15 protein-coding genes are annotated in these 15,497 nt (G+C 60.3%); 3 read left to right on the top strand and 12 right to left on the bottom strand.

Annotation, left to right across the window (positions count from 1 at the left end; translation table 11 throughout):
• Positions 1–20: 20 nt before the first annotated feature.
• From AC0L3S_RS28160 to AC0L3S_RS28105, 12 genes are read right to left on the bottom strand one after another with little or no spacing between them, the layout of a single operon-like run.
• Entirely contained in the window at positions 21–329 is a 309-nt protein-coding gene (locus tag AC0L3S_RS28160; RefSeq protein ID WP_473282751.1) for a cytochrome C oxidase subunit IV family protein, read from the bottom strand.
• Positions 326–970 carry a cytochrome c oxidase subunit 3 gene (locus AC0L3S_RS28155; RefSeq protein WP_473282749.1) on the bottom strand — a complete coding sequence of 215 codons (645 nt, stop codon included), beginning with the start codon at positions 968–970 and terminating at the stop codon, positions 326–328. The genes AC0L3S_RS28160 and AC0L3S_RS28155 overlap by 4 nt, the downstream gene beginning before the upstream one ends.
• A complete protein-coding gene (locus tag AC0L3S_RS28150) occupies positions 967–2,640 on the bottom strand; it encodes a cytochrome c oxidase subunit I (protein WP_473282747.1) in 1,674 nt (557 codons plus the stop codon). The genes AC0L3S_RS28155 and AC0L3S_RS28150 overlap by 4 nt, the downstream gene beginning before the upstream one ends.
• Positions 2,633–3,574 (bottom strand): cytochrome c oxidase subunit II, encoded by a 942-nt coding sequence (coxB, locus tag AC0L3S_RS28145; RefSeq protein WP_473282745.1) that lies wholly within the window; start codon positions 3,572–3,574, stop codon positions 2,633–2,635. The genes AC0L3S_RS28150 and coxB overlap by 8 nt, the downstream gene beginning before the upstream one ends.
• The gene (locus tag AC0L3S_RS28140) at positions 3,571–4,344 is read right to left on the bottom strand and encodes an SCO family protein (RefSeq protein WP_473282743.1); all 774 of its coding nucleotides are present in this window, start codon (positions 4,342–4,344) and stop codon (positions 3,571–3,573) included. The genes coxB and AC0L3S_RS28140 overlap by 4 nt, the downstream gene beginning before the upstream one ends.
• Entirely contained in the window at positions 4,341–4,748 is a 408-nt protein-coding gene (locus AC0L3S_RS28135; protein ID WP_473282741.1) for a hypothetical protein, read from the bottom strand. Before AC0L3S_RS28135 ends, AC0L3S_RS28140 begins: the two co-directional genes overlap by 4 nt.
• The gene (locus tag AC0L3S_RS28130) at positions 4,738–5,799 is read right to left on the bottom strand and encodes a hypothetical protein (protein WP_473282739.1); all 1,062 of its coding nucleotides are present in this window, start codon (positions 5,797–5,799) and stop codon (positions 4,738–4,740) included. The genes AC0L3S_RS28135 and AC0L3S_RS28130 overlap by 11 nt, the downstream gene beginning before the upstream one ends.
• The gene (locus tag AC0L3S_RS28125) at positions 5,796–6,323 is read right to left on the bottom strand and encodes a c-type cytochrome (RefSeq protein ID WP_473282737.1); all 528 of its coding nucleotides are present in this window, start codon (positions 6,321–6,323) and stop codon (positions 5,796–5,798) included. The genes AC0L3S_RS28130 and AC0L3S_RS28125 overlap by 4 nt, the downstream gene beginning before the upstream one ends.
• A complete protein-coding gene (locus AC0L3S_RS28120; protein WP_473282735.1) occupies positions 6,320–6,847 on the bottom strand; it encodes a DUF3341 domain-containing protein in 528 nt (175 codons plus the stop codon). The genes AC0L3S_RS28125 and AC0L3S_RS28120 overlap by 4 nt, the downstream gene beginning before the upstream one ends.
• Entirely contained in the window at positions 6,844–8,211 is a 1,368-nt protein-coding gene (gene nrfD, locus AC0L3S_RS28115) for an NrfD/PsrC family molybdoenzyme membrane anchor subunit (RefSeq protein WP_473282733.1), read from the bottom strand. Before nrfD ends, AC0L3S_RS28120 begins: the two co-directional genes overlap by 4 nt.
• Complete coding sequence (locus AC0L3S_RS28110; RefSeq protein WP_473282731.1) at positions 8,208–11,066, bottom strand: 4Fe-4S dicluster domain-containing protein; 2,859 nt, start codon at positions 11,064–11,066, stop codon at positions 8,208–8,210. Before AC0L3S_RS28110 ends, nrfD begins: the two co-directional genes overlap by 4 nt.
• Entirely contained in the window at positions 11,054–11,707 is a 654-nt protein-coding gene (locus tag AC0L3S_RS28105; RefSeq protein WP_473282728.1) for a cytochrome c3 family protein, read from the bottom strand. The genes AC0L3S_RS28110 and AC0L3S_RS28105 overlap by 13 nt, the downstream gene beginning before the upstream one ends.
• 441 nt (positions 11,708–12,148) lie before the next feature.
• Here AC0L3S_RS28105 and AC0L3S_RS28100 point away from each other — a divergent pair, with 441 nt between their 5' ends.
• From AC0L3S_RS28100 to AC0L3S_RS28090, 3 genes are all read left to right on the top strand, one after another.
• Positions 12,149–12,550 carry a hypothetical protein gene (locus AC0L3S_RS28100; protein ID WP_409189783.1) on the top strand — a complete coding sequence of 134 codons (402 nt, stop codon included), beginning with the start codon at positions 12,149–12,151 and terminating at the stop codon, positions 12,548–12,550.
• A gap of 395 nt (positions 12,551–12,945) precedes the next feature.
• The gene (locus AC0L3S_RS28095) at positions 12,946–13,713 is read left to right on the top strand and encodes a gluconate 2-dehydrogenase subunit 3 family protein (RefSeq protein WP_473282726.1); all 768 of its coding nucleotides are present in this window, start codon (positions 12,946–12,948) and stop codon (positions 13,711–13,713) included.
• 11 nt (positions 13,714–13,724) lie between these two features.
• Positions 13,725–15,491 (top strand): GMC family oxidoreductase, encoded by a 1,767-nt coding sequence (locus tag AC0L3S_RS28090; protein ID WP_473282724.1) that lies wholly within the window; start codon positions 13,725–13,727, stop codon positions 15,489–15,491.
• Positions 15,492–15,497 lie beyond the last annotated feature (6 nt).

The following is a 15,497-nucleotide window of genomic DNA, read 5'->3' as shown; positions in this document are numbered from 1 at the left end:
ACCGGCTTTGTTTGGCGGGGCTAGATCTTCCCTGTTCTGGTCAGCACATCTGCAAAAGTAAGCAAGAACATGGCCGCGAGAAAGATCAAGCCGGAGACGGCGGCAAGCCTGACCAATGCGCGAGCTTGGATGAGCTCCATGAAAAACACCACAACCAAGCTCGATTTGATGACCGCGACAATAATTCCCGATGCGACGGTCACGGGACCCATAGGAATGTAAGCCAGGAACATGCTCAGTAAGAGCAAAGCGAGAAGTGCGAGCCAGATGATCCCGTTCTTGACCCACAGAGCTGACGAACGGCCTGGATGCGATCGATTTCCGGTCATGAGGCTCTCCCTGGCAAATAAATGAGCGGATACAGAAAGATCCAGACGATATCGACGAGATGCCAATAGAGCGCGGTGACTTCTATTTCGGGATTCTCGCGCAGGCGAATTCGCCTGGTTGCTCCAAGCACGATGAGCCTGACGACAAGCACGATGCCGATCGTGAGATGGATCGCATGCACCCCGGTAACCAGCCAATACAGACCATAGAAAAGCTGCGCGGCTGCCTGTGACAGCGCAAAGCCCGCTCCAGGGATCAGATGTTTGTCGATGTCCTCCTCGTATTCGAACCCCTTCACGACAATGAACGAAAGTCCGAGCGCCGCAGTCAGGCCGAGGCAGGTGAGGACGAGAGTGCGGGAGCGTTCGCTCTGGGCCGCAGCCTGCGACGCGACCGCCATGGTGAGACTGCTCGTAAGCAGGATGGCGGTGTTGATCGTGCCGAACCAGATGTTTGTGGCGCGCCCCGCTGCGGCAAACGCCTCCGGGTGCTCGACCCGGCAGACCGCATAGGTGAGCATAAGTGCTCCGAAGAACAGGGTCTCGCTTGCGAGGAAGACCCAGATTCCGAACTTTCCCGCCCGTTGCTGGCGCTCGAAGTGCACCCAGGGTTCTCGAAGCAGTGCGGTTGCGTCCGTCATCGTAGCGACCTGGCGTTCTGAACTTCTGGGGCGTCGGTACCGGCCGACTCTCGTTCGGCGTGATATTGGTAAGGGCCACGGTCGACAAGCGGCTGGATATCGAAGTTGTTCGGCGGCGGCGGCGAGGACGTCGTCCACTCCAGCCCGGTGGCGCCCCAGGGATTGCTCGGTGCGCGCTTGCCATGAAGAAGGGACCAGGTCAGGTACATCAGCGGAAGCAGATAAGCGGCGGCGAGAACGGCGGCGCCGGCCGATGACATAACGTTGTACAGCTGGAACTCCGCCGGGTAGGTGTGATAGCGCCGTGGCATTCCGAGATACCCGGCGAAAAATTGCGGCAGGAAAGTCATATTGAAGCCGAAATACATCGTGATGGCGGCAAACTGTGCCCAGGATTCCGGGTACATTTTCCCGGTGATCTTTGGCCACCAGAAGTGCAGGGCACCGAAGAACGCGGACACCGAACCGCCGACCATGATGTAATGAAAATGCGCAACGACAAAGTAAGTATCGGTTACGTGGACGTCGACCGGGATCGAAGCCAGAAACAGCCCTGATAGTCCTCCAGTCGTGAACAATCCCACGAAACCGAGTGCATAGAGCATTGGCGAATTGAAGCTGATCTGTCCGCGATAGAGCGAGGCCGTCCAATTAAAGACCTTGATCGCCGAAGGCACCGCAATGACGAAGGAAAGGAACGAGAAGATAAGGCTCGCATATGGCGATTGCCCCGACACAAACATATGGTGTCCCCAGACGAAGAAGCCGATCCCAGCAATGGCAATGATGGCGTAGACCATGAAGTCGTAACCGAAGAGCCGGCGTCGGGCGAAGCAGGGAATGATCTCCGACACCACTCCCATAGCCGGGAGCACCATGATGTAGACCGCCGGGTGAGAGTAGAACCAGAACAGGTGCTGGAAGAGAATGGGATCGCCCCCGCGTGTGGGATCGAAGATGGGCAGCCCCAACCAACGCTCTGCTATCACCAGCATGAGCGAAATCGCGAGCACAGGAGTCGACAGCACCATGACGATCGAGGTGGCATAGATCGACCACACGAACAGTGGCAGCCTGAACCAGGTCATACCGGGAGCGCGCAACATGTGCGTCGTCGCGATGAAGTTCACACCCGTTGCGATGCTCGCGAAGCCCACGACGAACACCGCAGCCGCGGCGGTGAGAACGTGCGTATTGGAGAACATCGTCGAGAACGGGGTGTAGAACGTCCAACCGGTATCGACGCCTCCGGCTATGAGAGTGTAGACGGCAAATGCCCCGCCAACCAGGGTCAGGTACCAGCTGAACAGGTTGAGGCGCGGAAAGGCGACATCAGGCGCTCCGATCATCAGCGGCATCAGGAAATTGCCGAACGTGTTCGGGATCGACGGCACCAGGAAGAACCAGACCATGATGATACCGTGGAACGAGAATAGCCGATTATAGGTGTCGGAGGTCAGAAACCATCCGTTCGGCACGAACAGTTCGAGGCGGACTGCCGTGATCGCGGCCCCGCCCATGAAGAAGAAGACGGTGATCGTGACCGCATAGAGAATGGCGATGCGCTTATGGTCGGTGGTGGTGAGCCAGGATCGCAGCGTGCTCCCGGCCCCCAGATAGTCCGGTCGCTGCGGGAAAGGCAGTTCGCCGGCGAGCACGACGTCACTCATGATCTTGCTCCTGTCCGAGAGAGCGAATGTATGCGGTCAGACTTTGTACCTCTCCATCGTCGAGCAACCCCGCAAAGCTCGGCATGATCGGTTCGAACCCCGCCACAACGTCGCGCCTCGGCTGGAGGATTGAATCCCGGATATAGGCATCGTCTGCTTTCACCTGCCGGCCGTCCGACAACTGGACTGTCCGACCGTAAAGCCCGTCGAGCTTGGGGGCATGCACGCTGGACGATCCTGCGTGGCACCCCGAGCAGCCTTGGGACACGAACAGTTTCGCGCCGAGGTGACCCAGATCATCGCCTTCCGGCTGTCGGCTCAACCATCGCGCGTACTCGTCCTCGCCCATTACCGTGACCCGGCCGCGCATTGCCGAATGATCGGTGCCGCAATACTCGGCACAAAACAGCGGAAAAACCCCGAGTTTGGTCGCCTTGAACCAGATCTCTGTGTTGCGCCCGGGCAGAACGTCCTGTTTGATGCGAAAAGCAGGCACGAAGAACGAGTGAATGACGTCCTGCGAGCTCATGACAAGACGCACCGGCTTTCCAATCGGAACATGGAGCTCGTTTATCTCGCGAGCACCGTTCGAATGCTGCGTCTTCCACATCCATTGTTTTGCGAGAACATGCACCTCCAGCGCGTTTGCCGGAGCTGTGAGGGCGCCTACGTCGGCAGAGGCCGCCCACCAGAATAGAAATGCGAACAGGAACAACGTCGCGGCTGTCCAGCTCACCTCAAATTCGCGATTCACGATTTCAGGCAATCGGCCGCGTTTGGCCTTGGAACCCCGACGATAACGAATGGCGAATGTGACGAGCAGACCGAACACGAGCGCAAGCGTGAGAGCCGAGACCACCACGAGAATGGCAAATATGCCGTCGACACGAGCAGCCTGCGTGCTTGCCTCCGGCAGGGTGAAAATCGTGTTCATGCGATCATCCCGGTGCGCCGCGACCGCCGGCACATGATGGTTATCGCCATCGCAAGAAGTACGACGGTAAATGCGCAGCCTAGCTTCAGGGCGAAGTCGACTCGCCGGGTGTAGATGCCATGAACGGGATCGAATCCGTAGCAGAGTAGGGCTATGCGGCTCCTCAGTCCGCCAATCCCTCCCTGTCCAGCTTCCAGCAACCCAAGTTTGAGATCGAATGGTTGCAAGCCCAGGCTCGAAAACGCATGCGAAACGTGACCGTCAGGCGTAAGGGTAACGAACGCCGCCGGGTGAGCGACGGCGCTATTTTGGCCATCAGTTTCGAAGCGATACCCGATGGTCGTCGTAAGATGGTCGATTGCTGTCTGGCTTCCGATTAGAACCGATACCCCGGGGCCGCCGACTTGTCCGCCCACGAATCTGCGCGCTGCGGCCGGATCGTCCCCGGCATCGATCCCGAACACCACGACGCTGTAATCGCGTCCAGCCGCCAATCCCGTCTGCTGCAGCGCACTCGCAACAATCGTGAGCGCCGGGCCACAGATTTCGGTACACGTGAAGTTCGCAGGCAGCAGCACAGTGGGCCGCCCGTCAATCGCGTGACCGAGGGAGGTCTCATTGCCATTCATGTCCTGGAACTCAAGCGTCATCGGCACGCGAGCTCCTTCAGGAGGCGCCAGCGCGACGTTGTCGAGCTGCTGTTTCGTCAAACCGGCGTAGGCGCTGGAGGACCAGACGGCCATGAGCACCGCAAGCGCGAGCATTCTCATTGCCGCACTCCGTTGACGTTCTCGGCCGCCGGGGGATTTGACTTGTCGACAGGATCGTAACCGCGGTCGCCTCTGGCAATCACGATCTCAATGGCCTTATCGATGGGTATCCTGGCGAGACCCCTGCCTTGGTCGATCCAGCTGTACTGAGAGAGAGGCTTTCGCTCATTCTGCAATGCTCCGGCGAGATCCTGGTCCGGAGCGGTTTGGAGGGCGGGCTGCGGGAATTGTCGTCGGGCAGGCGGGGTGAAAGCGGCAGGCGCATCCGCCTCAACGTAAAAAAAGATCGCTATCATGGCCACGCCCACGAAACCGAGATAGCCCCCGACCGCAATGAGAATGTTGCGGGTGGCAACGTCCGGCGATTGCGGCAACGCCCGGCGCCCCATTTCTTCATTGGCCATGCTGAGCCTCCAAAGCGGGACTGATGGCACCTCCGATCAGCAAAGCACTCACGCCCAAGGCGACCAGCGCACCCATGCCAAAGATGAGCACCGCGCCTTGCTGATCAAAGGCAGGAACGATCAGCCAGCAAAAGTGGAGAACGGTGCCGAGCAGCACCAATATCCCAGCCGATTGCAGGCCGTAGCGGCTCCGCCGACACCTGCGTACGATCAAGATGCAGAATGGCAGAGCAGCGCCAACAGCAAACGCAAGTACGATCGTTGTGGCCCAACCTGGAGAGCTTCGCTTGAGGTACCATGCGGCCTTGTCGGGCAGATCGCCGTACCACGCGACAAGATAGGTCATGAATTCCAGGTAGACGACGCCAAGCAAGACCGCGAGCAGCAGCGCGCCGACATCGGATGCCGCAGACTCATCCAGGGCGGGTGCGGTCAGGAGCGCAACAAAGGCCAGCGTCGCTGCGAGCTGCTGGATCGCAATCATCGCCGGAAAGGCAGTCTCGACGTAGTGCGGCTCGACAGACAGAAACCAGTCCACCGCAACGAGGCTGATGGTGGCGCCGTAGAAGGCAAGCCCCAGCCCCGCGAGGAGACGACCGCCCTTGCCCAAAGCAAACGTGATCCCGAGGACGCTCCATCCGCCGAGGGCAAGGGCAGCGCGCAAAACATAGGAACCCCAGTTCAAGTACCAGCGTCCAACATCCTGGGCGATCTGCGAGCCGTCCTGTGCCCAGGGGTAGAGTTGGCTGGAGGTTGCCAATATAGGAAGAAAGGCGATGGCCACCGCCGCGGTGAGCGCGGCCGACGGTCTCAACATTGCGGCCGTTACAGTGCCCCATCGGCCGCCGGTTAGTGAATGTATCAGCAACAAGATCATGCTGCCGATCGGCAGGCAGCTCAAAATGGCGAACGCGAGCAGCCAGCCCCGAGAGAGGGCTGGTGTCCTATATCCCGCTGTTACAATTACCGCGGCGCTCAGCAGCAGAATTCCGGAAACCGCTCGAAACCGGCGAAGATTACGGAAGCGAACGATTGTCGCATCGGAGCTCATGGCAACCTGCTCCGTAGCTCGGGAGCATCCGCTACATTCGCGCCCTGGGATTCCTGGAGTGCCCGTATGTAGGCTACGATCGCCCACCGGTCGTTTGGATCAACCCGGGCAGCGTACGAGTACATCACCCCGTAGCCATTGGTGATCACGTCGAAGAAGTGCTCGGCGGGAGCGGCCCGAAGCCGGCTACCGTGGTAGGACGGCGGCGCCGGAAACCCGCGCTGCACGATTATTCCGTTGCCCATTCCGGACAGCCCGTGGCACGGAGAACAATAGATCTCGTAGCGCTGGCGGCCACGCGCGAGCAGCCTCGCGCCAATAGGCGGGCGCTGCTGCGTTTGCCTTTGACGTTCGATGTCTCCTTGCGCCACGCTACCCTCCGGCAGTGGCTGTGCTTCCGTCTCGTCCTCGAATAGGGCCGCGCGCGAAAACGTTCCATATCGTCGCTGCTGCGTCATCGAGACGTCGTTGCAGCCGGAAAGCAGCAACGCCAGGGTGAGGGGGATTGCCAGGCGGCCGATCATGGTGCACGCACTTCCGTAACTCTCGTTGCGCCGGTCGTGCGAAGCAGTTGGCGGAGCTCGCGCGTCGTCTCGTCGTTCTCTCCGCACGCGAGCAGGAAATAGTGGTCCTGCGAAGCCCGCTCGAAGCCGACAACGTCGAACAATGGATTGTGCAGTTGCGGCAGCCCTGTTGACCACAGCAGAGCAATGAACCCGGCGAGGGCGGCTGCGAATATGCCAACTTCAAAGGGCACGAGGAGGAAAACCGGCCATGAGTTCAGGGGACGTCCACCGCTGTTGATGGGATAGTCGACGACCGCGCTGTACCATTGCAGGGCAAATGCAAACGCAGCGGTGGAGAACCCGGCCAAGAGCATGGTCGCTCGAGTACCGGAGCGCCTGGCGGGGATGATCTGCTCGAGCTCCTCGACAGGAAAGGGGGTGAAAGCATCGAGGAGGCCGAATTCCGAGCGGACCTTCAGGCTCCGAGCGGTAGCGATCAGAGTGGCGGGATCCGGAAATTCCGCCAGGAGAGGCCCAGTCATGCCACGTTCTCCCGGTGTGCGAGTTCGCGCATGTCGAACATCGAAACCGCAGGGATCAGTCGCACGAAGATCAGGAACAGAAACGCAAAGAAGCCCAGCGGTGCAATGACGAATGCCAAGTCCCAAATGGTGAAGTGAAAGACCCGCCAAAGGCTCGGCATGTATCCATGAGAGAGTGTATTCCAGACGATCAATATGCGTTCAAACCACATCCCGACGTTGATCGCGATCGCAATCGCGAATAGGGCAGCAAAGGACCTTCGGACGCGAGGAAACCAGAGCGCCTGGGGCAGGATGACATTGCAGCTCAGTAAAGCCCAGAAAAGGGGTGCATAAGTCCCGGTAAACTCGAAAGCCACGAGACTGCGGTCGCTGCGCGCGCCGCCATACCATCCCATGAACCATTCCGTTGCGTAGGAATAGCCCATCACGATCGAGGACATCAGCAAGACACGACCGATGACGTCGAAGTGCCTGCCCGTAATGATGGCTTGAAGTCCGAAGCCCCAGCGGATCGCCAAGGCAAGCACGACGACCATGGCGAACCCCGAGTACATCGCGCCAACAACGAAGTACGGCGGAAATATGCTTTCCTGCCATCCGGGCATCAAGCTTGCCGCGAAATCGAGCCCGACGATGGAATGCACGGAGCACACCAGCGGCACACCGAGCGCGGCCATGGTCGTATGAAGGATCCTCAGGGCACGCCAGTGCCGCACCGAGCCGCTCCACCCGAGCGCAAATGCGCCGTAGAGCAACTGACCCGTGCGCGACCTGGTTCGATCTCGCATGGTTGCGAGATCCGGAATGAGGCTGACGTACCAAAACAGGATCGAGAACAGCAAATAGCTGATGATCGCCCAAAAATCCCAAACGAGCGCGCTTCGCCACTGCGGCCACAGCGACATCGTGTTGGGGTAGGGAGCCAGCCAATAGGCGTAGATCGGACGTCCGAGATGCACGATAGGCATCAGCCCCGCGATGGCAACCGCAAATAGCGTCATGGCCTCGGCGAACCGGTTGATTGAGGCGCGCCATCGCTGCCGTGTGAGCAGCAGCATTGCCGAGATCAGCGTGCCTGCATTGCCGATGCCGATCCACCACACGTAGTCGGCAATCGCAACGCCCCACACGACGGTGGAATTGACCCCCCAGACGCCGATGCCCTCGTAAAACACCCAGACCAGTGCTGCCACGAGCCAGGCGACAAAGGGCGCGCTGACCAGGAGAGCAATCCACCAGAATTTTCCCGGCCTTGCAAACAGAGGCGCCGTCACAGCCTGCGTGATCTCGACATCGCTGGCCCGGTACGAAGAAACCCATGGGGCGGGCGCGGCCGCATTCGGTTCAAGCACGGCGTTCATTTGCCATCACCATCAAGAGATGGAGGATTGCGAACGTCGGCCAGGTAGGTGGTCCGAGGACGCGTGTCCAAGTGGCCAAGGAGCGCGTAGTGTCGAGGATCCGATTTGCGCCGACTAACGCTCGATCCATTCTGATTGACATCGCCAAAGACGATCGCGCTGGTCGGACATGCGTTCTGGCAGGCCGTACGCACTTCGTCGGTCCCGATTACCCGATCCTCGCGCTCTGCCGCTCGCCGCGCCGAACTGATCCGCTGGACGCAGTAAGTACACTTCTCCATCACGCCACGAGCGCGTACGGTTACCTCTGGATTCTTTTGAGCCAGATAGGATTCAAAGCCGAGATTGGCGTATTCCTGGCCGTCGGCGTACCCCCTGAAATTGAACCGACGTACTTTGTAGGGGCAGTTGGCTTCGCAGAACCGCGTGCCGATGCACCTGTTGTAGACCTGTGCGTTGAGCCCTTCGCTATCGTGAACCGAAGCGGCGACAGGGCACACGGGCTCGCACGGCGCGTGCTCGCAATGCATGCACGGGATCGGCTGGAAACCGAGCGCCGGATCGGCCACTGTTCCATGATCGTAGGCGTCCACCCGCAACCAGTGCATGTCCCGACCACGAGCGACCTCCTCCGGACCGACCACGGGCACATTGTTCTCGGCTTGACACGCGACCACGCATGCATTGCAGCCGATGCACAGCGAGGTGTCGATGACCATGGCCCAAGCGTATCCATCCCCGCTGCGAGGCGCTTTCTCCGGCAGCAGACTGGGAGCGTGCTCCTCCTCCGGAGACGAGCGCGTCCTTGCAGCCTCCGCGAGTTTCCGCACCGGGTAGAGTTCGGAAACATAGTCCGCCGCGCGTACGATGTTCTGCGTTGTGAGCGGTTCTTGATTTCGGCCGGTCCTTGCGATGACAGCTTGCGTGATGGTCCAGGGATCTTTTGTGGTCCGGAGCCGATTGGCATCGCATCCGATGCCGTTTCCGATCGCGCCGGCGCGATTGCGGCCGTACCCAAGCGCCAGACTGCCGACGCCGACCGCGGCACTCGGCTCAATAAGCACCGGTGCGTCGATCGAGGCCTCGCCTGATCGGATCGAGACGACCTCGCCGTCAGAGACACCGCGCTGGCGAGCGTCTTCGGGGTTGAGCGCGAGAGCGTTACCCCAGACCTGCTTCGTCAGCGGCTTCGGGCATTCTTGGAGCCAGGCGTTGTTTGCGAACGATCCATCCCAAATACCTGGATCGGCCTGCAACACCAGCTGGAATCCGGACGCGGCACCAGGTTCTGGAAACTGCGGTAGCTTGGGCTGTGCAGGTCGCTCCGGCGCCGCGGCACTGCCAGCGATGACACCATCATGAAGCGCGCGTGTCCACCAGGCCTCAAAGTCGGCTCCGCCTTGGGCCTGCCAGGTCTGTCGAACGAGATCGCGCGGCGAGGCCATATCGCCGCTCGTGAGAAGCGCAACGAGCTCGTGCTCCGTATGGGTGCGATATAGCGGCCGGATCAGCGGCTGGACCAGACTGGCTGTCCCGTCGATGCTACGCAGGTCAGACCAGGCCTCCAGTGGATGGCTCAGGGGAACGTGCCAGTTCGAAAGCGCTGCGGTCTCATCGGCATAGCAGCCAAGGTGCAGTCGAAACGCCGCTTTTCCGGAAGCGTTGGTGAAATTGAGATCGGCAGGAGCATCGTACGCTGGGTTGACGCCCAGCGTGACGAGCTGATCGACGCCGCCCCCCTCCAAATCGCGAACCAATTCACCGAGCGTTCCCGGCCGGCGCCCGGCAGGCGTCTGATCCATTGCATCGATGAGATCCAATGGCGCATTGAGGCGAGCGTTGATCCAATGCACAAGCGCGTGGGTCTCGGCAGAAAGCGTTGGGCCGGCGAGAACGATGGAGCTGTCGGGACTGGAGTTAAGATCGGAGGTAATTTTCCCTACGAGCTCTTTCAAATTGTCCGGCACTGCGGGGGCCCGGACAGCTGCGCCAAGCGATTTGGCGATTGCAAGCGCCACTTCATTCATGATTGCCGGCCGCAACGCGAGCCGATGATCAGCTTTCGCCCCGGTTAGCGTTGGGGCCGCCTCAAGGCAGTACAAACGCGAGAAGCCGTCGTGCTGCGGCTGGCGGCGCTCGGCAAATCCCTTTGCGTTTCGGAGTTGGTCCGGACCATGGCCCAGCGGGTCGGCACCAAGCGCGACCACCACGCGCGCGCGCGCGAGGTGTGGCACTGTCTCGAGGTGTCGGTCGTAGGCCAACATTGCGCCCGCGCGAGCGCTGACATCATCGGCGGGGTCATAGGCGTGCCACGCAGCGTTCGGAAATTGGCCCAGCAGATCGTCGATCTGTCGCAGCAGCGTGGGCGAACTCACCCGACCCGTGAGAAGTCGTAGCCCCTTGCCACTGCGTTGCTTGAGCAGTCGGTTTTGGCCCAGCAGAGCCGCGCCGAATGCCTCGGCGGGGGCAAGGGCGCCTTCGTGAAGCGTTGTCCGTGAGCGGTCCGGATCGTAGAGCGACAATACGGCGGCCTCCATGAAGACGTCGGTCGCACCGAGGCTCGCCGGATGCCTGGGGTTGCCTTCGACCTTGATCGGGCGCCCATCGACGGAACTTACGAGCACTCCGCGCCCGTAGCCGGAGAGCGCCAGAGTCGTCGCAAATTTCATCGGCTCGCCCGGCACAAGGCGGTCCGGCATCCTTACATAAGGGATGATCTGTTCGTCGGGGCGGCTGCAAGCCGCCAGTCCGCTTGCGACGCCAGCCGCGAGGAGGCTCAATGCCTGGCGGCGGTCCAGTTTGGGGCCGGCTACGCGCGGGACCATTTTGACGGGCAACTGATCTATCTGTGGCATACCGAGCAGTCCGTCAGATGATCAACGTGGATATGGTATTTTGCCACCAACGCGCGGCCGAGCTCCTCCTGGTTCTTTGGTGCTGTCCATTTCGTGTCGAACACCTCCTCGCGGGGACGCAGCGCTTTTTCGGGTGCACGGTGGCAATCGATGCACCACTGCATGGTCAAGGGCGCCGCTTGGCGCATCAGGGGCATCTGATCGACGGGGCCATGGCACGTTGTGCATCCAACGCCGTTCGTGACATGAACCGAGTGGTCGAAGTAGACGTAGTCGGGCAGTTTGTTGACCCGCTGCCAGGCGATCGGCTTATTCCTGGCCAGGCTCGAACGCACCGGGGCGAGCATGCTTGCGTTTGTCCAAAGCTGAGAGTGGCAGGTCATGCATGTCTCAGTCGGTGGCAGGCCGGCGAAGCGTGCCTTTTCGACCGAGGTGTGACAGTAGCGGCAATCAAGCCCTAAACCGCCGACATGATGCTGATGACTGAACGGAATGGGCTGGTTGTGCGTCACATCTTGTCCAGTTGCGTAAGGCGAACTCATGATACTGTAGGCTAACCCGACCAGAAGGATCGGGGCGGCGCCGCACGAGGCCAGAAGCACCTTTGCGACCGTGTCAGCGCCTGGGCGGAAAATCTGCATGCGTTTGGCTCGGCTGGCGGTATCTCATCGCCAATCCCGCTCATTCGTCATTCTCGGTTTAGGGTTGCCGAAGTCTCTGTGCGGCCTGCTTATGCTGGCATGTGCAGTCGTGAGCGCGCTTCCTGTCGGCACGCAGCGTCGCCGGAGGTAAAATCGGATGGATCTGTCTTCCAGCATGAGCGGCCCCGGAATGCGCTTCAGGCTGCGGCGGTTCCGCGGCTGAGGCAATGCTCAACGATTTGACCGTAGCTCCGTGCCTCCGAGGGACGGAAGGCGCTCAGAATCTTTGCGCGGTAGCGTACAAACGGAATTCATCGCCGCGGCTTCCGCTCTGTTCGCTGACGTACCGACGTTAAATCAACCGAGAGCCCCAATGGTCGGAACGTCGTGGCCGTCCATTAGCTATATCGATATGGAATCCTCCACTTGGAAAGGTCTCACATGAACAGGATGCTCATTACCGCTTCTGCCGTTGCCCTGATGGCGCTGGCAGCACCCGCCGTCGCACAGAACGCCACGAACGGATCTCAGGCCTCGTCACAACCCTCCGGCAATTCCGCGAGCAACTCGAACCAGAATCTTGCCGCGGCGCAAAAGATCCAGCAGGATCTGCAAAAGGCCGGCTTCACGGACGTTAAGGTCGTCGCGGAGTCCTTCGTCGTACAAGCCAAGAGCAAGGACGGCAATCCGGTGGTGATGACGATCGGACCGCATGGAATGTCCGTATTCGAAGCCATGAACGCGAATCCTTCCGGCTCGAATTCGGCCTCCTCATCTCAAGGCACCAGTGGATCTCAAGGCACCACTGGCTCGAACTCTTCGCGGCAGGGCACTTCCAAGTAAAGGCGAAAGTCGGAGTCGTAGCTGCGGCGTCCAGATGAGAAGCGAGATGAAGCGGTTGGCACGGCGAGCTGCGGAGAAGCGTCCACGAAAACGCCGGCGTCGGGGCCGGGGTGAACAACTCGCTCCGCTGCCCCAACGATTGAAGCAACTCGCGGATCGGGCCAGGAGGGCGGCTGACGAACTCCCTCCTGGCGAAGAGCGGGAGAGCTGTCGAATCAAAGCAGCTCAAGCAGAAAACGTCTTGGAGTTCGTGCGTTTGCTGACGGGGACCCTTTGACCTTATCTGGTTAGATGGTCCGCAACCGTACGAACTTTCGATAAGTGCCCCCTCCTTCGGCGCGAACCCGCAGTCCTCGTGAGTTGTTGTTGCGTCCACAAACAAAAGGGGGCCGGCGATGGCGAAGACAGAACGAAGGGCGAGTTCGGGGGTCAGCCGGCGGGAGCTGCTCGCCGCCGGAATTGTCGCCGGGTCGTCGCTGGCCATTTCTTCCGGCACGGCAAAAGCCGACACAATCTCGCAAAAGGTCCCGTGGGCGCCGGGCGAAGCCAGCAACCCGGTGCCTGTTTCCAAGAGCGGCTATCAGTTTTTCTCCCCGGATGAAGTTGCCTGGGTGGATGCCGCGGTGTCTCGACTCATTCCGAACGACGAACTTGGACCGGGCGCGCAGGAGGTGGGCGTTACCGTCTTCCTCGATCGGCAGCTCGCCGGGGCCTACGGGCGGGCCGAGCGGTGGTACATGGGCGGGCCTTGGGCGAAGGGCACGGAGAGCCAAGGATACCAATCAAGAATGACGCCGGCTCAGCTGTATCGAGCGGCGATCAAAGCGATCGATGGCTACTGCCGAACCAAGTTCGGCGGCAAGCCCTTCGTAGAGCTTAGCGCAGAGCAGCAGGACGAGGTGCTCGGCGAACTCGAGGAGGGAAAAGCAAAGCTCGATCAGGTCGACGCGAAGACATTCTTCAAGCAGCTCCTGCTCAACACCCAAGAGGGATACTTCGCCGATCCCTTGTATGGCGGAAACAAGGACATGGCGGCGTGGAAGATGATCGGCTTTCCGGGCGCGCGATACGACTACCGCGACTTCGTCAGTAAGCACGGCCAGCGCTACCCGTTACCGCCAGTCTCACTTTACGGCCGTACCGATTGGACTCCAAAGGGATAGGGGGACCCGACATGGCTACCAAGCTCCCTCCGGTGGATGCGCTTCTCGTTGGGTTCGGCTGGACGGGCGCACTGCTCGGCCAGGAACTGACCGATGCCGGGCTGAACGTCCTGGCGCTCGAGCGCGGTGGTTGGCGGGATACCACGACCGACTTTGCCACGACGTTCGTTCAAGACGAGCTCAGATATTACTATCGTCATGCGCTTTTCCAGGAGCCCGCGCGCGAGACCTTGAGCTTCCGAAACTCGACGAGCGAGACAGCTCTACCGATGCGTCAACTCGGCTCCTTTCTGCCAGGGACGGGCGTGGGCGGGGCGGGAATTCATTGGAATGGACAGAACTGGCGTTTCCTGCCGAGTGATTTCCTCGCCCGGAGCCACAACACGGACCGCTATGGCGCGGCAGCACTACCGCAGGACATGACTGTCCAGGACTGGGGCGTCACCTATGACGACCTGGAACCCTACTACGACAAATGGGAGTACCTCTGCGGCATCTCGGGCAAGGCTGGGAATATCAAAGGTCAGATCCAGCCCGGCGGAAACCCGTTCGAGGGTCCGCGGGTCAGAGACTATCCGAATCCGCCCATGGAGATGACGTACGGTCCCACACTGTTTGCAGAGGGCGCCAAAGACATCGGACTAAAGCCTTTCCCGGCCCCATCGGCCAACATGTCTCGTGCTTATACCAACCCTCTTGGGGTGCAGCTCGGTCCATGCACATATTGCGGCTTCTGCGAAAAGTTCGGCTGTGGGAATTACTCCAAGGCGAGTCCTCAGACCACTATCCTGCCGGTTTTGCTTCGCAAGAAGAACTTCGCGCTCAAGACCGAGTGCGAAGTCACCAAGATCAACCTGGACAGTGACAGGAAGCGGGCGGTCAGCGTCACCTACGTCGACACCCAGGGTGACGAGTACGAGCAGCCAGCCGATCTGATTATTCTCAGTGCCTTCGTTCTGCACAACGTGCATCTGCTTCTGCTATCGGGCATCGGCACGCCCTATAACGCGAGCACTGGAGCAGGTACGCTCGGCAAGAACTACGCCTACCAGATCGTCTCCAGTGTCGACGTGTTCTATGACGACAAGATCCTAAACCCGTTCATCGGTGCCGGTGCACTGGGAATGGTCGTTGACGAATTCAACGGAGACAACTTCGACCACACGAATCTCGGATTCATAGGAGGCGGCTATATTGCCTGCTGGAATACCAACGGCCGCCCGATCGAGACCCATCTGGTGCCTGATGGCACGCCGAAATGGGGGCCTAAATGGAAGAGGGCGGTCGTCCACGACTACCTCAAATCAATGTCGGTGGCCACGCATGGCTCGGTCATGAGCCATCGAGGGAATTACCTCGACCTCGATCCCACCTATCGCGATGTTCTCGGCAGACCGCTGATGCGGATGACGTTCGACTACACCGACAACGAACACAAAATGTCGGATTTCCTGACCGGGAAGGCTGAGCAGATTGCCCGGGCCATGAAGCCCCGGGAGATCAGGAGTAATCCCCGAAAGGGCCATTACGACATCACTCCCTATCAAACGACCCACAATACGGGGGGCGCGATCATGGGCTCGAACCCGCGTGAGAGCGTTCTCAACCGCTACCTCCAGCATTGGGACGTTTCGAACCTGTTTGTGATGGGGTCGTCGGCCTTCCCGCAGAACCCGGGCTACAACCCCACCGGTACGGTTGCTGCTCTGGCGCTCTGGTCCGCGCAGGCCATCAAAACGCAATACCTGAAGAATCCCGGCCCGTTGGTTCAGGCATGAGGAGAT

This window comes from Bradyrhizobium sp. Ken01, from assembly GCF_055807355.1.
Note: the sequence above shows the minus strand (reverse complement) of the source record. Positions and strands in the feature narration are given on the sequence as shown.